At 69.2% G+C, this 20495-nt stretch carries 12 protein-coding genes; 10 read left to right on the forward strand and 2 right to left on the reverse strand.

Annotation, left to right across the window (positions count from 1 at the left end; translation table 11 throughout):
- Window positions 1-81: 81 nt before the first annotated feature.
- On the forward strand, window positions 82-1344 hold the full coding sequence (ahcY, locus tag VGV13_02900) for an adenosylhomocysteinase (GenBank protein HEV8640027.1): 1263 nt from the start codon (window positions 82-84) through the stop codon (window positions 1342-1344).
- A gap of 17 nt (window positions 1345-1361) precedes the next feature.
- On the forward strand, window positions 1362-4076 hold the full coding sequence (locus tag VGV13_02905) for a UPF0182 family protein (protein ID HEV8640028.1): 2715 nt from the start codon (window positions 1362-1364) through the stop codon (window positions 4074-4076).
- Between the two features lie 216 nt (window positions 4077-4292).
- On the opposite strand, the gene VGV13_02910 is transcribed toward VGV13_02905, so the two are convergent.
- Window positions 4293-6659: an LptF/LptG family permease gene (locus VGV13_02910; GenBank protein ID HEV8640029.1), complete on the reverse strand. Its 2367-nt coding sequence runs from the start codon at window positions 6657-6659 to the stop codon at window positions 4293-4295.
- A 22-nt stretch (window positions 6660-6681) separates the two neighbouring features.
- Between VGV13_02910 and VGV13_02915 the strand changes: the two genes are divergently transcribed.
- The 8 genes from VGV13_02915 to VGV13_02950 all read left to right on the forward strand — a co-directional run bounded on the left by VGV13_02915 (window position 6682) and on the right by VGV13_02950 (window position 19267).
- Window positions 6682-7731 (forward strand): hypothetical protein, encoded by a 1050-nt coding sequence (locus tag VGV13_02915; GenBank protein HEV8640030.1) that lies wholly within the window; start codon window positions 6682-6684, stop codon window positions 7729-7731.
- Window positions 7732-7741: 10 nt separating this feature from the next.
- Window positions 7742-10390 (forward strand): valine--tRNA ligase, encoded by a 2649-nt coding sequence (locus VGV13_02920; protein HEV8640031.1) that lies wholly within the window; start codon window positions 7742-7744, stop codon window positions 10388-10390.
- Window positions 10387-11124, forward strand: coding sequence for a biotin--[acetyl-CoA-carboxylase] ligase (locus VGV13_02925; GenBank protein HEV8640032.1), 738 nt, complete (start codon window positions 10387-10389; stop codon window positions 11122-11124). Before VGV13_02920 ends, VGV13_02925 begins: the two co-directional genes overlap by 4 nt.
- 88 nt (window positions 11125-11212) lie before the next feature.
- Window positions 11213-11980: a type III pantothenate kinase gene (locus tag VGV13_02930; GenBank protein HEV8640033.1), complete on the forward strand. Its 768-nt coding sequence runs from the start codon at window positions 11213-11215 to the stop codon at window positions 11978-11980.
- 128 nt (window positions 11981-12108) lie between these two features.
- The gene (locus VGV13_02935; protein ID HEV8640034.1) at window positions 12109-13269 is read left to right on the forward strand and encodes a GuaB3 family IMP dehydrogenase-related protein; all 1161 of its coding nucleotides are present in this window, start codon (window positions 12109-12111) and stop codon (window positions 13267-13269) included.
- A 19-nt stretch (window positions 13270-13288) separates the two neighbouring features.
- Entirely contained in the window at window positions 13289-14839 is a 1551-nt protein-coding gene (gene guaA / locus VGV13_02940) for a glutamine-hydrolyzing GMP synthase (protein ID HEV8640035.1), read from the forward strand.
- Window positions 14836-18324 carry a DNA polymerase III subunit alpha gene (gene dnaE / locus VGV13_02945; GenBank protein HEV8640036.1) on the forward strand — a complete coding sequence of 1163 codons (3489 nt, stop codon included), beginning with the start codon at window positions 14836-14838 and terminating at the stop codon, window positions 18322-18324. The genes guaA and dnaE overlap by 4 nt, the downstream gene beginning before the upstream one ends.
- Window positions 18308-19267 (forward strand): acetyl-CoA carboxylase carboxyltransferase subunit alpha, encoded by a 960-nt coding sequence (locus VGV13_02950; GenBank protein ID HEV8640037.1) that lies wholly within the window; start codon window positions 18308-18310, stop codon window positions 19265-19267. The genes dnaE and VGV13_02950 overlap by 17 nt, the downstream gene beginning before the upstream one ends.
- A gap of 148 nt (window positions 19268-19415) precedes the next feature.
- Here VGV13_02950 and VGV13_02955 read toward each other — a convergent pair whose 3' ends face one another.
- Complete coding sequence (locus VGV13_02955; GenBank protein ID HEV8640038.1) at window positions 19416-20405, reverse strand: sugar-binding domain-containing protein; 990 nt, start codon at window positions 20403-20405, stop codon at window positions 19416-19418.
- Window positions 20406-20495: the final 90 nt, after the last annotated feature.

Here is a 20495-nt window from a genome sequence, read left to right on the forward strand (position 1 = left end):
GCTTCGCCGGCGCTCGAGGCCGTTGATTCGAACCCGGCCGTGATCTTCGCTTGAAGCCAGGACGAAAGGACGAAGAGCGCGATGGTTGACCACGACGTCAAGGATCTCTCCCTGGCCGCGGCCGGGCGCCTCCGGATCGAGTGGGCCGAGCAGTCGATGCCGGTGCTCCGCCAGGTGCGCGAGCGGTTCGCGAAGGACAAGCCCCTCCAGGGCATCCGCCTGGGCGCCTGCCTGCACGTGACGGCGGAGACTGCCGTGCTCATGCTCACGCTCAAGGCCGGCGGCGGCCAGGTGGCGCTGTGCGCGTCGAACCCCCTGTCCACGCAGGACGAGACCGCCGCGGCGCTCGTGAAGGAGTACGACGTGGCCGTCTTCGCCCGTAAGGGCGAGGACCACCCGACCTACTACCGTCACCTGGCGGCGGTCCTGGGCACGCGCCCGCAGGTGACGATGGACGACGGGGCGGACCTCATCTCCCAGCTCCACGGCGAGGGCGGGAGCCACCAGGTCGGCGAAGTCATCGGCGGCACCGAGGAGACGACGACCGGCGTCCTCCGCCTGCGGGCCATGGAGAAAGAGGGCGTGCTGGCCTTTCCGGTCATCGCCGTCAACGACGCCGACACCAAGCACCTCTTCGACAACCGCTACGGCACCGGCCAGTCGACCATCGACGGGATCCTCCGCGCCACCAACATCCTGCTGGCCGGCCGGACCGTCGTCGTCGCCGGTTACGGCATGTGCGGCCGCGGCGTGGCCGCCCGGGCCAAGGGCATGGGCGCGCACGTCGTCGTCACCGAGGTGGAGCCGTTGCGCGCGCTGGAGGCGGTCATGGACGGCTTCCCGGTGATGCCGATGCTGAAGGCCGCCGAGGCGGGCGACGTCTTCGTCACCGTCACCGGCAACACCTCGGTCATCGGCAAGGAGCATTTCGCGCGGATGAAGGACGGCGCGATCCTGGCCAATTCGGGCCACTTCAACGTCGAGATCGATCTGCCGGCGCTGGCGGCCCTGGCCCAGCACCGCCGGGAGGTGCGCCCCCTCGTGGAGGAGCACACGCTGTCCGGCGGCCGGCGCATCTACGTGCTCGGCGAGGGCCGGCTGATCAACCTCGCCGCCGCCGAGGGCCATCCGGCCGCGGTCATGGACATGAGCTTCGCCAACCAGGCGCTGGCCGCCGAGGTCATGGTCAAGCGCGGGCGGACGCTCGAGCGGAAGGTCTACGTGGTGCCGCGCGAGATCGACCGCGAGATCGCCCGGCTCAAGCTCGCGTCCATGAACGTCGAGATCGACGATCTCACCGCCCAGCAGGAGTCGTACCTGGCCTCCTGGCGTCACGGCACCTAGCGGCTGGCCGCCCAGCGATGAGACGATCCCAAACAGCTGTCCTGCTCGTCCTGGTCCTCCTGGTCCTGGGCCTCGTCGGGCAGATCGTCCCCCTCTACACGGATTGGCTCTGGTTCCAGGAGGTCGGCTACGTCCAGGTCTTCCTGACGACCCTTTGGTACCGAGGCACGCTCTTCACCGCCGTCGCCCTCGGCGTCCTCGTGTTCCTTTACGCGAACCTGACCTTCGCCGCCCGCACGGCGCGTCCCGACGTGCTCTGGGAGCTGGAGGACCAGCTCGGCCTGCCCGGCCGAGTGGTGATCGAGCCGCTCCTCCGCCGGTTCCTGCCCATCGTGCTCGCGTTCATCTCGTTCACCTCGGGCCTGCGGGCCAGCGCCCACTGGGAAACCGTCCTCGGCTACCTCAACGCGGTGCCGTTCAACACCACCGACCCGCTCTTCGGCCGGGACCTGGCGTTCTTCGTCTTCACGCTGCCGTTCTGGCGCCTGCTGAGCGGCTGGGCCACCGCGCTCGTCGTGGGCACGCTCCTGCTCACGGTCCTGGTCTACGTGCTCCAGCGAAGCCTGGTGCTGACGGCGCGCGGCCCGCGGCTGGCGGCCGGCGCCCGGGCGCATCTGCTGGTGCTGGGGGCGCTGCTGCTGGCGCTCGCCGGCGTCGGGTTCTGGCTGGACCGGTTCGAGCTGGTCTACTCCCCACGCAGCGTCATCTACGGGGCCGCCTACACCGACGTCCACGCCTCGCTGCCCGTGCTCCAGGCGCTGGCGGTGCTGGCGGTCCTCTGCGCCCTGGCCTGCCTGCTGCAGCTCACGCGCACAGGCCTCAGGGTCGTCGGGGCCGGCGTGCTCGTGCTGGTCGCCGTCTGGGTGGTGGGCCTGGGCATCTATCCCGCGCTCCTGCAGCGCTTTCGGGTCGCCCCCAACGAGCTGGTCGCCGAGCGGCCGTTCATCGTCCACAACATCCGGATGACCCGCCAGGCCTACGGGCTCGATCGCATCGAGGAGCACGAGTTCCCGGCCGACGAGACGCTGGATGCCCGGGCGCTCGAGCGCAACGTGCTGACGATCAAGAACATCCGGCTCTGGGACCACCGGCCGCTCCTCCGGACGTTCGCGCAGCTCCAGGAGATCCGCACCTACTACAAGTTCGTGGACGTCGACAACGACCGCTACACGCTGAACGGCGAGTACCGGCAGCTCATGCTGTCGCCGCGCGAACTGTCCTACCCCCACCTGCAGGGGGCGCGGAGCTGGATCAACGAGCACCTGACGTTCACCCACGGCTACGGCGTGATCGTGGGGCCGGTGAACCGGATCACGTCCGAGGGGCTCCCGGAGCTCCTGGTCAAGGACATTCCTCCCAAGAGCGACGGCTTCGCCAAGATCACGCGACCCGAGATCTACTTCGGCGAGATCTCCAACGACTACGTGCTGCTGCGCACCCGCTCCCAGGAGCTCGATTACCCGGCCGGCGACCAGAACGTGTACACGACCTACCGGGGAACGGGTGGAATCCCGCTCTCGTCGTTCCTGCGCAAGGCCCTCTTCGCCGCGCGCTTCGGCGAGATCAAGATGCTGCTCTCCCACGACCTGACGGCGGAGAGCCGGGTCCTGATGCACCGGGCGGTCGCCGAGCGGGTGCGGCTCATCGCGCCGTTCTTCCGCTTCGATCGGGACCCGTACATCGTCGTCACCGACGACGGACGCCTGGTGTGGATGCTCGACGGCTACACCACTACCGACCGCTACCCGTACTCGGAGCCGGTCCGCAACGTCGGCAACTACATCCGCAACTCGGTCAAGGTCACGGTGGACGCCTACCACGGCGCCGTCGGGTTCTACCTGGCCGACTCGACCGACCCCATCGTGCGCGCCTACGCCCGCGCCTTCCCCGGTCTCCTCCGCCCGCTGGAGGAGCTGCCCGCCGACCTGCGCCGGCATCTCCGCTACCCGGAGGACTTCTTCGCCATCCAGGCGCGGAAGTACGCCGTCTATCACATGCTGGAGCCCCAGGTCTTCTACAACAAGGAGGACCTCTGGGCCGTCCCGCGGCGGACCGTCGACGGCCGCGACCGCGAGATGGAGCCCTACTACACGATCATGCGGCTGCCCGGCGAGAAGCGGGAAGAGTTCATTTTACTGACGCTCTTCAACCCCTCCCGCCGGGACAACATGATCGCGTGGCTGGCCGGTCGCTCGGATCCGCCGAACTACGGGCGCCTCGTCGTCTACAACTTCCCCAAGCAGAAGCTCGTCTATGGGCCCCGCCAAGTCGACGCGCGCATCGACCAGGACCCCGTCATCTCCCAGCAGCTGTCGCTCTGGAACCAGCGCGGCTCGACCGTGATCCGCGGCTCGCTGCTGGCCATCCCGATCGACCAGTCGCTGATCTACGTCCAGCCGCTCTACCTGGCGGCGTCCGAGCAGGGTGCGCTCCCCGAGCTCCGCCGCGTGATCGTCGCCTACGGCAATCAGATCGCGATGGAGCCGACGCTGGAGCAATCGCTGGCCCGCGTCTTCGGCGGGCGGCTCGCCAGCCCCGCGGCCGCTGTCCCGGCGCTCGGTCCCGGTGGGCAGCGTGAGCCGGCGCCTCCGCTCCGCGCCCTGGGCCACCGCGCCTGGGAGATCTGGCAGCGGGCGCAGGACGCGCTGCGACGGGGAGACTGGACCCAGTACGGCGCGGAGCAGAAGCGTCTGGAAGAGACGCTGCGCGCCCTCACCGAAGCCAACCGCTAGATTAGTCGGAGGGGGCGGACGTTACGGCCCCCTCCGAGGCCTCCCCCAGGAAGGGATTGCGCCGGCGGAGCCGGCTCTCAAAAGCCCGCGTCGCGCGCACCACCCTTCTCGATGCTGAATCCGGAGACCGCTAGTGCCGTTCCAACTATTCGCGCCTAGGAAGGCACCGTGTACGTCGTTCGTGGACAGATTTAGTATCAACAAGTTGGAACGGTACTAGGTGCGGGCGCGGAGGAAGAGGGAGGCGCCGAGTCCGAGGAAGATAACGTTGGCCGTCCAGGCCGCGAGCAGGGGCGGCAGCAGATCGGCGCGCGCGAAGGCCCGGGCGGAGTAGTCGACCACCATGTAGGCCGCCATGATGGCGATCGCCAGGGCGATGGCGTAGACGCGTCCGCCGCGCGGCGACTGGAGCGCGAAGGGAATGGCGACCAGCACCATGATCAGGTTCTTCAGCGGATCGGACAGCTTGGAGTACAGGTCCACCAGGTACTTCTTGACCTGAAACCCGGCTGACTCCAGCCGGGCAACGTACTCGCGCAGCTCCCGGTAGCTCATCGCCGACGGGGGCTTCTGGATCTCGGTGAAGTCCGTAATGCTCTCCTCCAGCCCGAGCGCGGTCCGGGCGAACGGGATCGTGGTGACCCGGCCGTGCCCGTCGATCTCGCGGATCGCGCCGTTCCTGAACTCCCAGCCGGTGGGCGTCCAGTGGGCCTGGCGCGCGTCGAGCCGGCTGACAAGACGGAAGTCGGCGTCGATCTCGAGCACCGTCACCCCGTAGAGGTCCTGCGTCGCCGGGTTCAGCAGTTCCACCCGGTAGAACCGGGTGTCCGAGCTGCGGAGCCAGAGGCGCGTGCGCGACTGCAAGTGGCGGGGGAGCTGGCCCCTGATCTTGACGCGATCCACCTCCTCGCCCCGCTCGTTGAGGATGGGGAGCAGGAACTCCTGAAAGAGGCCCGCTGCCACGGCGGCGACGAGCCCGCACAGCAGCACCGGCGCGCTGGCCCGGTACAGGCTGACGCCGGCGGCCTTCAGCGCCGTCAGCTCGTGCCACCGGGTGAGGGTCAGGAAGAGGAAGATCGTCGCCACCAGCATGACGATGGGCAGCCCCTGATGGAGCGCTACCGGCAGCGCGAAGGCAAAGTGCTGGACGATGTAGGTGAACGGCGGCTTCACCCGCAGGTAGCGGTCGAGAGTCTGCAGCAGATCGACCACCACGAAGAGGGCGCCGGCCACCGCCAGGCCGATGCCGACGAAGGCCAGCAACCGCCGGAGCAGGTAGCGGTCGACGATGTAGGTCGTCTCGCGCCCGGTCCCGCTGAAGCGTTCCACGCGCCGCCCGCGCCGCCGCGGCAGGTGCTGCCAGGCGAAATCGAAGGCGCGCCAGAGGGCCCTCAGGCGCGGTGCCCGCCACTCCCGGGCGGTGGCTGTCAGCAGTGCGGCGCCCAGGATCGAGAAGAGGACGTTCGGCGTCCAGATCGCTGCCGCGATGGGCAGCCGTTCCCGAAGCGCCAGGCCCTCCAGCGTGGTCAGAATCAGATAATAGGTGACCAGGATGGCGAGCGTGCCGACCAGCGCCACGCTCCGCCCTCCCCGATGGGACCGCACCGCCAGCGGAAAGCCCAGCACCGAGAAGACCAGCGCCGCCACCGGAAATGCGAAGCGCTTCTGGAACTCGACCTCGTACGGCCGCCGGGTGTAGGCGTCGTCTGGCAGCGCCTCGATCTTCTGACGCAGCTGGCGGAGCCCCAGATCCTTCTCCGGCTTGTCGAGCCGCACGGCTGCCTTGAGCGGCGACTCCAGGGCCAGCGTCATGTCGTAGATGGAAAACGCCGTGTACCGGTAGCGGCGGGAGTCGGCGGCGCCGCCGGGTGGCGGCCCCTCCGTCACGATCTCCCTGGGCGGATCGACCGGATCCACGTCGGCCTCGTTGAGGCCGCCGTCGAGCAGGCGCAGGGTGATCCGGCGGCTGACCTCGTCGGTGAGCAGACGCCCCTCCCGAGCGGTGATGATGCGGGTGAGCTTCGGGTCCCGCTCGTCCGAGACGATCACGCCGCGCAGCCCGACCTGGGAGGCGCTGATATCCTCCACGTAGATCGTCAGGTCCGCGAAGCTCGTGTTGAAGATCCGTTCTTTGAGCCCGCTGACCGCCCGCGCCTGCAGAATCTTGAACAGTTGCCCCTGGAACTCGCGATTGGCCAGCGGGTTCAGGACCAGGGTCAGGGCGGCGGTGGTCAGGGTGACGATGAGGGCGGCCAGCAACGCCGGACGGAACAACCGCAGCAGGCTCACGCCGGCGGCCTTGAAGGCCACGATCTCCAGGTCTCCCGCCATGCGGCCCCCGGCCAGGAGCACGGCGACCAGCAGCGCCATCGGCAGCGTATGGGCCAGGAAGGAGGGGAGCATGAAGATGAGGAGCTGGATCACCAGATGGAACGGCACGCCCTTGGTGATCACCAGCTCGGTCAGGTGGTAGATGCGATCGATGATGAGGAAGAACGTGAAGAGGGCGACGCCGAGCGCGAAGGGCGCCAGCAGCTCGCGCAGGAAGTACCGGTCCAGGACCGCCAGCCGCGGCAGCCTCACCGCTCTGTTGTACCATAGGCCCGTGAGACGGACCTTGCTGGTGTCGCTGGCGATTCTCGCGCACATCGTGCTGGTCGCCGCGCCGGGGCGGGCCACCGACGCCTCCGATCGGCTGGACCGCTTCCGGACGCTGGCGGCGACGCGGCTCACCCTCGCCGAGGTCACCGATCCCGCGCGCGCCGGCGAGGCCTACCGCGAGATCTTCGCGCTCCTGGACGACGAGGTCGTCGAAAACCTCGCCAGTGGCGACGTCTTCGCCTCGCCGGCGTTCCTTCAGGATCGTCTGGACGCGTTCGCGGAAGCGTGGGGCGGCGCCTCGCTCCGCATCGCACGCATCGGCCGCCTCACCGTCGGCGCTTTTCAGGTGAGCGAGGGCGCGGGAAGCAGCTCGGTGCGCGTGTACGGCGCCCCCCGCGGCGAGGCGCAGCTCATCGCCGCGATGCAGCGCGAGGGGCGTCCCGGTCTCTACGAGCTGCCCCCGGCGGCCGCCGGTCCGCAGTTCCTCGTCGTGTGGGAGGGCCTGCTCACCGGGCGGGGGACACGCGCGCTCCGGTTCGACCTCGTCCGCCAGCGCGGCGACGACATCGCCATCGTCTGGAGCACGGCCGAGCTCTTTCCCGATGGCCTCATGGCCCGCGAGTACCGCGTGCGCGGGGGCGAGGTCCGGATCCGCTACGAGCTGCACTACCCCGGCTGGATCCCCGGCTGCGATCAACAAACGGAGCAGGAGGATGTCTATCGCCTGGCCTCCGACGCCGGCACCTTCGTCCGCGTGGCCCGCCGGCAATACAACGCCTGGCACCTCGCGCTGCACCGTTCGGTGGCCGGGCTGCTGGAGGCGCTGGCCGCCGGCAATCGCGCCGCGCTGACGACCCTGGTGCCCGACGCCCAGCTCCGTCAGAAGCTGCCCGCTCGGCTCGAGCGGGAGCTGGCCTGCGACGCGCCCGACGGGGCGAATCCCGCGGCGGTGTCGGTGGCCGCGTCGGCGGGCGATCTCGGGCCGTGGGCGTTGACGTTCCATCGGAGCGGCGGTCAGTGGCGACTCACCGCCGCCACTCCGGTGCTACAATGACGGCTCCTTCATGAGCTCCCCGCCGCCACCGATCGCGGACCGTTACGATCCGTCCGTCGTGGAGGCGCGCTGGTACCCGGAGTGGGAGAAGCGTGGCTACTTCCACGCCGATCCCGCCTCGCCGAAGAAGCCTTACTGCATCGTGATCCCTCCCCCCAACGTGACCGCATCGCTTCACATTGGCCACGCGCTGAACGATACGCTCCAGGACATCCTCGTCCGCATGAAGCGGATGGACGGCTTCAACACACTCTGGGTGCCCGGGACGGACCACGCGGGGATCGCGACGCAGGTCGTCATCGAGCGCCAGCTCGCCGCCGAGGGCAAGACGAAGGAGGACCTGGGGCGCGAAGCCTTCGTCGGGCGGGTCTGGCGGTGGAAGCAGGAGTTGGGTGGGACCATCATCCGCCAGCTCAAGCGCCTGGGCTGCTCGTGCGACTGGTCGCGCGAGCGCTTTACCATGGATCCGGGGCTCTCCCGTGCCGTCCGCGAGGTGTTCGTGCGGCTCTGGGAGGAAGGGCTGGTCTACCGCGATGACTACATCGTCAACTGGTGCCCCCGGTGTCAGACGGTGCTGTCCGACCTCGAAGTCGAGCGCGAGGAGCAGGACGCGGAGTTCGTCTACATCAAGTACGGTCCACTGACGCTGGGGACCGTGCGCCCCGAGACCAAGCTCGGAGACACGGGCCTGGCCGTCCACCCCCGGGACAAGCGCTACGCGCAGTACGTCGGACAGGAGCTCGAGATCCCCTCGGTGGAGGGCACGATCCGGATGAAAGTCGTCGCCGACGAGGCGGTGGACCCGGGCTTCGGCACCGGCGTCATCAAGGTGACCCCGGGCCACGATCCCGTGGACTTCGAGATCGGGCGGAGGCACAACCTCCCGATCCGCACCGTCATCGGCTTCGACGGCAAGATGACGGCCGAGGCGGGGAAGTACGCCGGCCTCGACCGCTTCGCGTGCCGGAAGCAGATCGTGGAGGACATGAAGAAGCTCGGGCTCATCGACCGGATCGAACCCTACCGCCACGCGGTCGGGGTCTGCTATCGCTGCCGGACGATCGTCGAGCCCCTGGTGTCCAAGCAGTGGTACGTGAACGTGAAGCCGCTGGCCGAGAGAGCGATCAAAGCGGTGCGCGAGGGGCGGATCAAGATCGTGCCGCGCGCCTGGACCAAGACCTACGACCACTGGATGCAGAACATCCGCCCCTGGTGCATCTCGCGCCAGCTCTGGTGGGGCCATCGGATTCCCGCCTGGTACTGCGACGCCGACGGCTCCGTGCATGTCTCGCGCACCGACCTGACGGCCTGTCCCCGGTGCCGGGGCCTGCTGCGCCAGGACCCGGACGTGCTCGACACCTGGTTCTCGTCCGGCCTCTGGCCGTTCTCGACGCTGGGCTGGCCCGACGACACGGCTGAGCTCAAGACCTTCTATCCCACCTCGGTGCTCGTCACCGGCTTCGACATCCTCTTCTTCTGGGTGGCCCGCATGGCGATGCTGGGGCTGCACTTCATGGGTGACGTCCCGTTCCGCGACGTCTACATCCACGCCCTGGTGCGCGACGCCGAAGGCCAGAAGATGTCGAAGTCGAAGGGCAACGTCATCGATCCGCTGGTGATGATGGACCAGTACGGGACGGACGCCTTCCGCTTCACGCTGGCCGCGCTGGCCGCCCAGGGCCGGGACATCCGCCTGGCCGAGGAGCGCATCGAGGGGTACCGCAACTTCGCCAACAAGCTCTGGAACGCGGCGCGGTTCGTGCTGTCGAACCTCGACGGCTACGACCCGGGGCGCGCCGGCAAGCTCGCGCCCGCGCTGGCCGACCGCTGGATCGCCAGCCGGCTCGCGGCCACCATCACGTCGGTCCGCGAGCACCTGCGGCGCTATCGCTTCAACGACGCGGCGTCGGCGATCTACCAGTTCCTCTGGCACGAGCTGTGCGACTGGTACCTGGAAATCGCCAAGATATCGCTTTACCGCCCGGCCGAACCCGCCGAGCGCCTGAGGACCCAGCACCGCCTCGTCACGGTTCTGGAATCGACGCTCCGGCTCCTCCATCCCTTCATGCCGTTCATCACGGAAGAGATCTGGCAGCGCCTGCCCGATCGCGCCAGGGCAGGGGAGTCGATCATGGTGGCACCGTACCCGCGGGCGACCCGCCGCCAGCTGGACGGCGATGCCGAGCGCGCCATGGGCGCCGTGATGGACGTGATCACCGCCGTGCGCAACATCCGGGGCGAGATGCGGATCGCGCCCGGCGTCACCCTGGAGGTCACGCTGCGTCCGGTGGGCAAGCACGAGGCGCTCTTTGCCGCCCAGGCCCCGCTCATCGAAGCCCTGGCGCGCGGCCGCCTGACGAGCGACCCCCGGGCGCGGCGCCCGGCCGGCTCGGCGCTCGCCGTGGTGGGCCCCTCCGAGATCTACGTGAAGCTGGCCGGCGTGGTGGACCTTATCGCCGAGCGGGCGCGGCTCGAGAAGGAGATCAAGCGCGCGGCCGACGCCGTCGCGTTCCTCGAGGCCAAGCTGGCCCGGCCCGAGTTCGTCGAGCGGGCGCCGGCTCCGGTTGTCGAGAAGGAACGCCAGCGTCTCGCCGAGCAGCGCCAGCTCCAGGCCAAGCTGGAAGGGAGCCTGGCCTGGATCCGAGAAGAGCCGCGGTGAAAGGGGCCCGTCCCCCGGCCGCGTCGGCGCCGGCGATCGTCAGGCTCGGCGCCGTGGAATCGACGCAGGCCGTGGCCTTCGAGCTGGCCGAGCGAGGCGCGGCCGATCGCACCGTCGTCCTCGCCGATCACCAGACCGCCGGGAGAGGACGACGCGGCCGGGCGTGGAACGACGAGCCGGGCACGGGCCTTCTCGTCTCGATCGTGCTCCGCCCGCGCCTGGCGCTGCCGCGCCTGCCGCTGCTGTCCTACGCCGCCGCGATCGCCGTGGCCGAGGCACTGGACGGGGTCGCCGCGCTCCGGCCCACGCTCAAGTGGCCGAACGACGTCCTCGTCCGCGACCGCAAGATCGCCGGTATCCTCCTGGAGTCGCGCATCGGCGCGGCGGCCGCGACCGTCGTGGTCGGCATCGGCGTGAACCTCACCCAGCGGCGCTTCCCGGCCGAGCTCGAGGGGCGGGCGACATCGATCGCGCTGGAGACCGGCCGCACGGTGGAACGGGAGCCGGTCCTGGGCGCACTCCTCGGCGCGTTCGACCTCTGGCGGGGCCGTCTGGAGGCGGACGGCTTCGCGCCCGTGCGCGAGCGCTGGCTCGCGCTGAGCGAGACCATCGGACGGCGGATCAGCGTCGACGGCCGGGCGGGCCTGGCGGTCGATGTCGATCTGGAGGGCGCGCTCCTGCTCCAGGACGGCCCGGGCCTCCGGCGCGTGCTCGCCGGCCCCATCGAAGGCTAGTGCCGTTCCACCGATTCGCGCCGAGGGAGGCACCGTGTACGTCGTTCCTGGCCAGATGTAGTACCACCACGTTGGAACGGCACTAGCCGTGCTCCTGGTCGCCGACGTCGGCAACACCAACACCACGATCGGCGTCTTCGACGGCGCCCGCCTGCGCGTGTCGTGGCGGCTCACCAGCCGCCGCGAGCAGACTGCGGACGAGTACGGCGTCTTCATCGAGACGCTGCTGCGCACGCGGGGCATCCAGCCCCAGGACGTCACCGGCATCGCCATCTCGAACGTCGTGCCCCCGGTGCAGCAGATACTCGAGTGGATGTGTGAGAAGTACTTCGGGCGCGCCGCATTCTTCGTGGAGCCTGGCGTCAACACGGGCCTGGTGCTGGCGGTGGAGAATCCCCGCGAGGTCGGTCCGGACCGGATCCTCGGCGCCGTGGCGGGCGAGGCGCTCTACGGGGTGCCGCTGATCGTCGTCGATTTCGGGACGGCGACCACCTTCAACTGCGTCAACGCCCGCCGCGAATTCATCGGCGGCGCCATCGCGCCGGGGCTGGGGGTCTCGGTGGAGGCGCTGATCAGCCGCGCGGCGCGGCTCTTTCGTGTCGAGCTGGTGCAGCCGCCCCAGGCGATCGGCCGCGACACGATTACCAACATCCAGTCGGGGGTCGTCTACGGCTGGGCGGGCCTCGTGGACGGGATCGTCGAGCGGATGAAGCACGAGATGGGCGGCGCCCCCGCGGTGGTGGCCACCGGAGGTCTGGTCTCGCTGATCGCCGGCGTGACGCGCTCGATCCAGCACGTCAACCCCGACCTGAAGCTGGAGGGGCTCCGGCTCCTGTACGAGCGGGCCGGCCGCTGAGGGGCGCGCGCGTTGACACACCGGGGCGGGGCGGCTATACTACACTAAATCTAGTGTAGGGATGAGCGGCGATCCCTATATACAGGGGCGCTGCGACGACTTCTAACCCGCGGAGAAGGGGGGCTCTGATGGGGATGTGGGTCGGCCGAGGCCGTAAGGCGAGGGTGGCGTACGGGTTCGATGATATCGCGCTCGTCCCCGGGACCGTCACCGTCAATCCGAACGAGGTCGACATCTCCTGGGAGCTCTGTGGGCGCCGGTTCGACCTGCCCATCATCGCGGCAGCCATGGATGGCGTGGTGGGACCGCGCCTGGCGGTCGAGATGGGCCGCCTGGGCGGTCTGGCCGTGCTCAACCTGGAGGGCATCTTCGCCCGCTACGAGAATCCCGACGAAGTGCTGGAACGGATCGTCTCGGCCAGCCAGGAGGAAGCCACCAAGATCATTCAGTCGATCTATGGCGAGCCGATCAAGGAGGAGCTGATCCACCGGCGGATCCAGGAGATCAAAAAGGGTGGTGGACCCGCGGTCGTCTCCTCCATTCCCCAGCGCGCGGAGCGCTTCGCGCAGATCGCGCAAGAGGCGGGGGCCGACGTCTTCGTGGTGCAGTCCACCGTGACCACGGCGCGCCACATCGCCACCGAGTACGCGCCGGTCGATTTCCGTCGTCTCAAGAAGCAGCTCGCCATTCCCCTGATCATCGGCAACGTCGTCACGTACGAAGCGTGTCTCGAGCTGATGGACTGCGGCGCCGACGCGCTGTTGATCGGCGTGGGGCCGGGCGCGGCCTGCACCAGCCGTGAGGTGCTGGGGCTGGGGGTGCCCCAGGTGACGGCCACAGCCGACTCGGCGGCCGCCCGCGACTTCTACTACAAGCAGACGGGGCGCTATGTGCCCATCGTCACCGACGGCGGTATGACGACGGGCGGCGACGTCTGCAAGGCCCTGGCCTCGGGCGCCGACGCCGTCATGATCGGCTCGGCCTTCGCCCGCGCCATCGAGGCCCCGGGGCGTGGCTACCACTGGGGCATGGCCACGCCGCACCAGAACCTGCCGCGCGGCACGCGCATCCGCGTCGGCATCGCCGGGCCGCTGGAGCAGATTCTCTTCGGCCCGGCGTTCACAGAGGACGGCACGCTGAACCTCGTCGGCGCCATCCGCACGTGCATGGGCTCGGTGGGGGCGCGCAACATCCGCGAACTCCAGCTGACGGAGCTGATCATCGCCCCGGCGATCAAGACCGAGGGCAAGGTCTTCCAGCAGGCTCAGAAGCTCGGGCGCCCCCGGTAGCCCGGCCGCGGATCGGTCTGTGGACGCGGCCGACAAGATCGCAGTCCTCGATTTCGGAGGGCAGTACACCCAGCTCATCGCCCGCCGGATCCGGGAAATGTCCGTCTATTCCGAGATCTTCCCCTGCACCCATCCTCTCGACGCGCTGCTCGCCGACGCCTACCGGGGGATCATCCTCTCCGGTGGGCCCTCGAGCGTGTACGAGGAGGGCGCACCCCTGCCGCCGAAGGCGCTCTTCGAGACGGGGGTGCCGATCCTCGGCATCTGCTACGGCATGCAGGCGATGGGCTACCTCCTGGGCGGCCACGTCGCACCCGCCCAGCGGCGCGAGTACGGGGCTGCCGAAGTGACGCTCCACGGCTCCAGCCGGCTGTTCGAGGGGATCGAGCCCGAGCACGAGGGACGGCTCAGCGTCTGGATGAGCCACGGAGACACCGTACTGCGACCTCCCAAGGGATTCGAGATGCTCGGCTCGACGCCGAACTGCCCCGTCGCCGCCATGGCCGATGAGCATCGCCGGCTCTACGCAGTGCAGTTCCATCCGGAGGTGGCCCACACCCCCCAGGGGCGGAAGGTCCTTGAGAACTTTCTCGAGGTGTGCAAGGTCAAGCGCTCGTGGTCCATGGCTTCCTTCATCGACACGACGGTCCGGTCGATCCACGACCAGGTGGGGCGCGACCGCGTGCTGTGCGCCCTGTCCGGGGGCGTGGACTCCGCCGTCGCCGCGGTCCTGGTCCATCGCGCCGTCGGCGATCAGCTCACGTGCATGTTCGTGGACAACGGCCTGCTCCGGAAAGGGGAGCCGGAGTCCGTCGTCCACACCTTCCGTGACGCCTTCAAGATGAACCTCGTTCACGTCGACGCCTCCCGGCGCTTCCTCGACGCGCTGCGCGGCGTCACGGATCCCGAGCTGAAACGTAAGCGCATCGGGGCGGAGTTCATCGGGGTCTTCGAGGACGAGGCCCGGCGGCTCGGGGAGATCCCCTGGCTGGCCCAGGGCACGCTTTATCCCGACGTGATCGAGTCGGTGTCCTTCAAGGGGCCGTCGGCCACGATCAAGACGCACCATAATGTAGGCGGGCTGCCGACGAAGATGACCTTCAAGCTGCTCGAACCTCTTCGAGAGCTGTTCAAAGACGAAGTTCGACGGGTCGGTGAGCTTCTGGGTCTTCCATCCGAGATCGTCTGGCGCCAGCCGTTCCCCGGTCCGGGCCTCGCCATCCGGGTGCTCGGCGAGGTGACGCCCGAGCGCCTCGACCGGCTGCGCGAGGCGGACGCCATCGTCCAGGACGAGGTGCGCGCGGCCGGGCTCGAACGCGAGCTGTGGCAGGCCTTCGCGGTCCTGCTGCCGGTGCGCACGGTGGGCGTCATGGGAGACTTCCGCACCTACGCGCAGGTGATCGCGCTGCGGGCGGTGATGAGCCAGGACGCGATGACGGCCGACTGGGCGCGGCTGCCCTATGATCTCCTGGGCCGGATCTCCAGCCGGATCAGCAATGAGGTGAAGGGCATCAACCGGGTCGTCTTCGACGTCTCCTCCAAGCCGCCGAGCACGATCGAGTGGGAGTGACCCGATCTGACATGCAGCACAGCGAGTTCGTCCACCTCCACGTCCACTCCGAGTACAGTCTCCTCGACGGGGCGGCCCAGCTCGAAAGGCTCGTCCTCAGGGCGAAGGAGCTGCGCTTCCCGGCGCTCGCGCTCACCGACCACGGCAACCTCTTCGGCGCCATCGACTTCTACCTGGCCGCCCAGAAGGCTGGCATCAAGCCCATTATCGGCTGCGAGCTGTACGTGGCGCCCGGCAGCCGCAAGGAGCGCGGATCGCAGGACGGAGGCTACGAGGGCGCCAACCACCTGACCGTCCTCGTCCGGAACCTCACGGGCTACAAGAACCTCATCAAGCTCGTGTCCCGGGCGTACCTGGAGGGCTTCTACTACAAGCCGCGCGTCGACCGGGAGCTGCTGGCCGCCCACGCCGATGGCCTGCTCGTCCTCTCCGGCTGCCTCAACTCCGAGGTATCGCGGCTCATCTCGGCGGGGGAGGCCGAGCGCGCCCAGGAGGCGGCGGGCTGGCACCGGGAGGTCTTCGGCAAGGATCACTACTTCATGGAGGTCCAGGCTCACGGCCTGGACGAGCAGGCGAAGGTCACGGGAGAGACCCTCCGCATCGCCCGGGCCCTCGCCGCGCCCATCGTGGGCACCAACGACTCCCACTACCTCGAGGCCGGCCACGCCAAGGCCCATGAGGCGCTGCTCTGCATCCAGACCGGGACGACCCTGCTCGACGCCAAGCGCTGGCGGTTCGCGACCAACGAGTTCTATCTGAAGTCCGCCGAGGAGATGGCCGGCGTCTTCGCGGAGCTGCCCGAGGCCTGCCGGAACACCCTGGCCGTGGCCGAGCGCTGCAATCTGACGCTCGAGTTCGGAAGCTTCCACCTGCCGCGCTACGTCGTCCGCGACGGCCACACGCTCGAGAGCTACCTCGAGCACCTGGCCCGCGAGGGACTCCGCCGGCGCTACGGGTCGACGCCGGGCGACGGGGTCGAGGCCCGGCTGGGCCATGAGCTCAGCATCATCGAGAAGATGGGTTTCGCGGGGTACTTCCTGGTCGTCTGGGACTTCATCCGCTACGCGCGCGAGCAGGGGATCACCGTCGGCCCCGGGCGCGGCTCGTCGGCCGGCTCGCTCGTCGCCTACTGCCTCGGCATCACGAACATCGACCCCATTCGGTATGGCCTGCTGTTCGAGCGGTTCTTGAATCCGGAACGGATCTCGATGCCGGACATGGACATCGACTTCGCCGACGACCGCCGGGACGAAGTCATCCGCTACGTGGCGGACCGCTACGGGCGTGACCGGGTTGCCCACATCATCACGTTCGGCACGCTGGGGGCGAAGGCGGCCATCCGCGACGTGGGCCGCGTGCTGGGGATGACGTATGCGGACGTCGACCGGATCGCCAAGCTGGTGCCGGCCTTCCCCTCGAACATCACGCTGGAGGAGGCGTACCAGAAATCGCCGCCCCTGGCCGAGATGGTGCGGACCCAGGGGAACGTGCGCGAGCTGTGGGAGGTCGCCCGCACGCTCGAGGGGTGCACGCGGCACGCCTCGGTCCACGCCTCGGCGGTGGTCATCGCCGACGACCCGCTCGACGAGTACATCCCGCTCTACAAGGACCCCAAGCGGCCCGAGCTGATCACGGGCTACGCGATGGGGCCGATCGAGAAGCTCGGCCTCCTCAAGATGGACTTCCTGGGGTTGCGGACGCTCACCGTGCTCGCCAACACGGTGACGCTCATCCGACAGTCGCGGGGGATCGAGATCGACCTCGACGCGCTACCGCTCGACGACCCCCGGAGCTACGCCATCCTGGGCGACGCCAAGACGTTCGGCGTCTTCCAGCTGGAGTCGGCGGGCATGCGGGACGCCCTCCGCGGCCTCCGCCCCGAGCGCTTCGAGGACATCATCGCCATCGTCTCGCTCTACCGGCCGGGGCCGATGGATCTGATCCCCGACTTCATCAATCGCCGGCACGGCCGGGCCAAGATCACCTACGAGCACCGGGCGATGGAGACGGTCACCCGCGAGACGTACGGCATCATGGTGTACCAGGAGCAGATCATGCAGATCGCCTCCGAGATGGCGGGCTTCACCATGGGCGAGGCGGACGCGCTCCGGCGCGCCATGGGCAAGAAGGACCGTGATCTCATGGCCAAGCAGCGGGAGAAGTTCATCGCCGGCTGCCGCGAGCGCGGGACCGGGCAGGCCAAGGCCGAGCACGTGTGGGAGCTGATGGAGAAGTTCGCGGGGTATGGTTTCAACAAGTCGCATGCGGCGGCCTACGCGCTGGTCGCCTACCAGACGGCCTACTTCAAGGCGAACTATCCCGTGGAGTTCATGGCGGCGCTGCTGACGTCGGAAATGGGCGACACCGACAAGATCGTGAAGTACATCGAAGAGTGCCGGGCGATGGGCATCCGGGTCGATCCGCCCGACGTCAGCGTGTCGACTGTGAGGTTCAGCGTCCGGGGCGAGGCCATCCGCTTCGGGCTGGCCGCGATCAAGAACGTGGGCGAAGCGGCGATGGAATCGATTCTGGCCACCCGCGACGAGGCCGGCCCCTTCAAGAGCCTCGAGGACTTCTGCGCGCGGGTCGATCTCCGGCTGGTGAACCGCCGTGTGCTGGACAGCCTCATCAAGGCCGGCGCCTTCGACTCCCTGGGGCTGCCGCGCGCCCACCTGATGGCCAACGCCGACACCGCGCTCGAGGCCGGCCAGCGACAGCAACGCGAGCGCGCCGAGGGCCAGGCCTCCTTCTTCGACCTGCTGCCCCCGGCGCCGGCCCAGCGGACCGCCGAGGCCGTGGCGCCCGTCCCCGAATGGGACACCGACCAGCGATTGGCGTTCGAGAAGGAGGTGCTGGGCTTCTACGTCTCCGGGCACCCGCTGGCCCGCTACCAGCCGCTGGTGGAATCGCTCGGCATCACGCGCTCGCGAGAGCTGGTCGCCAAGAGCCCCGGCAGCCGCGTGCTCCTCTTCGGCCAGGTGGTCGGCCTCAAGGAGACGTCGACCAAGAGCGGCAATCGCATGGCGTTTCTCACGCTGGAGGACATTGACGGCACGGTCGAGGTGACCATCTTCCCCGAACCGTTCAAGGCCGCGGCGGAGTCGCTCCACGCCGGCGAGCCGCTGCTCATCCGGGGACGGATCGACGACAGTGACAAGGGACGCGTGGTGCTCGCCGACGACGTCCGGCCGCTCGAGCGGGCGCTGGCCAACGGACCTGCGCTGGCCGCCACCGGAGAGCCGACCACGCTCCGGGTCCGCATCGGCGCGGTGGACGATCACAAAGCCCTGCTGGCCGCCGTCAAGCAGCTCTGCGCCGAGCACCCGGGACGTGTCCCCGTTTTCGTCCACCTCCTGTTGCCGTCCCAGGAGGTCGTCGTGAGGTCGCGCGGCCTCGCGGTTGATCCCCACCCCGAGCTGCTCGCCAAGCTGGGCGCGCTGCTCGGGCCCACCGCCGCCACCGTCGAGCATGCCGGAAGCGCTTGAGTTCGAGCAGCCGCTGCTGGAGCTGGAGGCCCGCATCGCGGAGCTCCAGGCTCAGGACGATCCCGCCCAGCGCGAGGAGATCGCCAAGCTCGAGGAGCGGCTCCAGCGCCTCCGGCAGAAGACCTTCGCCAGCCTCACGGCCTGGCAGACGACGCAGCTGGCGCGCTACCCGCGGCGCCCCCACACCCGCGACTTCTGCCGACTGCTCCTCGAGGACTTCATCGAGCTCCATGGCGACCGGCTCTATGGCGACGACCCGGCGATCGTCGGAGGGCTCGCGCGCTTCGACGGCTACGGGGTCGTGGTGATCGGTCACCAGAAGGGGCGGGAGACGCGGGAGAAGATCGCGCGCAATTTCGGGATGCCCCACCCGGAAGGCTACCGCAAGGCGCGCCGACTCATGCAGCTCGCCGAAAAGTTCGGCAAGCCGGTCATCAGCTTCATCGATACGCCCGGCGCCTACCCCGGCATTGGCGCCGAGGAGCGCGGCCAGGCCGAGGCGATTGCCCGGAATCTCCGCGAGATGGCCGCGCTCCGCACCCCCATCGTCGCCGTCGTCACCGGCGAGGGGGGCAGTGGCGGCGCGCTGGCCATCAGCATGGGCAATCGCGTGCTCATGCTCGAGCACGCGGTCTACTCCGTCATCTCACCGGAGGGCTGCGCGGCCATCCTCTGGGGCGACGCGGCCAAGGCGTCGGAGGCCGCGGAGATCATGAAGATCACCGCGCGCGACCTCTTCCGGCTCGGCGTGATCGATGCCATCGTGCCCGAGCCGCCGGGGGGCGCCCATCGGGACTGGGAGGGGGCGGCGGCCAATCTACGGGCCGTGCTGACGGAGCACCTCCGGGAGCTGCGGGCCAAGAGCCCCGAGACGCTGGTCAGCGAGCGGTACGAGAAGTTCCGGCGCATCGGGACCTTCGAGGAGGAATCCCTCCCGCGCTAAGCGGGCCGGCGGCGCGCCGGGCAGGGTCCGCCGACCCGTTCGCGCCGCCTAGGACTTCGCGCCAGACGGTGTATGGGAACGGCACAGCGGGGTGCCTGGCGCCAGAGCTCGTGGTCGCCGGATCCTGCCCGGCGCGCCGTCGGCCCGCTTAGCGCTTGAGGACCGCTTGGGCGACATCCTCGTCGGTCACCAAGACGTTCATGAACCGGCCCCGCAGCGCGCCGCGCACCGCCTCGATCTTCGACTTGCCGCCGGCCACGGCGATGACATAGCGGTCGTCACGGCGCGACAGCTCCTGCAGGCGCTCGCCCCCCACCGACAGGACCCGCCGCATCAGCGCCCGCAGTTCGGGCTCGTCGACGATCCGGCCCTCGGCGTCGAAGGGCTGGTAGTTGATCTCGCCCACGATCCCGAACTCCCGCAGCCGCTTGACGCTCACGCCGTAGGACTCGGCCAGGGAGCAGAAGCCCGGCGTCTGCTCGCCGATCTGGCCGACGCCGACCAGCGCGATGTCCACCGCCTGGGCCGCCTCGTAGATCTGCCGGACCTCGGGGTCGCGCAAGAGCCGTCGCCGCTCGCGCTCGATCTGCCGGAGGGAGACCAGGTGCTGCACCGGCAGGGCGTAGGCCGTCACGGGGGGACGGTACTTGGCCGCCATCATGCCCACCAGCGTGTTGGGCGACAGGTCCACCAGCTTCAGCGTGCTTTCTCCGGAGAGGGGATAGAGCGCCAGGTCGCGGACCCGGCGCTCCCGCAGGGCCCGGATGGTGTGATAGAGCGTGAAACCACAGGAGAGGCCCACCCGCATGCCGTTGGCGGCGACCTTCTCGAAGTAGGCCGCGGCGGCCACCCCCAGCTCTTCCTTCACGTCGCTGCGGCCGCCGGCGGCGATGACCACCACGTCGCGCAGGCCGAAGCGCTCGGTCAGGGCCGTCTCCAGCTCCTGGGTGCGGGGGAGATCCAGCTCCACGCGGACCAGGCCCTCGTCGAAGGCGCGCTTGAGCAGCCGGGAGACGGTGGCCGCCGACACGCCCAGGGCGCTGGCGATGTCCTTCTGGCTGCGCCCCTGGCGGTAGTAGAGCTCCAGGCACTGCACCATCTGCTTCAGCTCGCCGGGGCGGTGAGAAATTAATTTCATGGTCGTAAAGATCTTGCTTGACGGGGCCCAGTGTACCCCGCTATCCTCCGAACCGTCACGAGTTTGTTCAGCCCCCACACGCCCGACAGC

The sequence above is a fragment of the Candidatus Methylomirabilota bacterium genome, from assembly GCA_036001065.1.
GTDB lineage: Bacteria > Methylomirabilota > Methylomirabilia > Rokubacteriales > CSP1-6 > MNEF01.

What these genes read in the sequence shown, in the direction of transcription:
- VGV13_02905 (HEV8640028.1), top strand. Translation starts at nt 1,362, where the DNA reads ATGAGACGATCCCAAACAGCTGTCCTGCTCGTCCTGGTCCTCCTGGTC.
- ahcY (HEV8640027.1), top strand. Translation starts at nt 82, where the DNA reads ATGGTTGACCACGACGTCAAGGATCTCTCCCTGGCCGCGGCCGGGCGC.
- VGV13_02920 (HEV8640031.1), top strand. Translation starts at nt 7,742, where the DNA reads ATGAGCTCCCCGCCGCCACCGATCGCGGACCGTTACGATCCGTCCGTC.
- VGV13_02950 (HEV8640037.1), top strand. Translation starts at nt 18,308, where the DNA reads ATGCCGGAAGCGCTTGAGTTCGAGCAGCCGCTGCTGGAGCTGGAGGCC.
- VGV13_02955 (HEV8640038.1), bottom strand. Translation starts at nt 20,405, where the DNA reads ATGAAATTAATTTCTCACCGCCCCGGCGAGCTGAAGCAGATGGTGCAG.
- VGV13_02935 (HEV8640034.1), top strand. Translation starts at nt 12,109, where the DNA reads ATGGGGATGTGGGTCGGCCGAGGCCGTAAGGCGAGGGTGGCGTACGGG.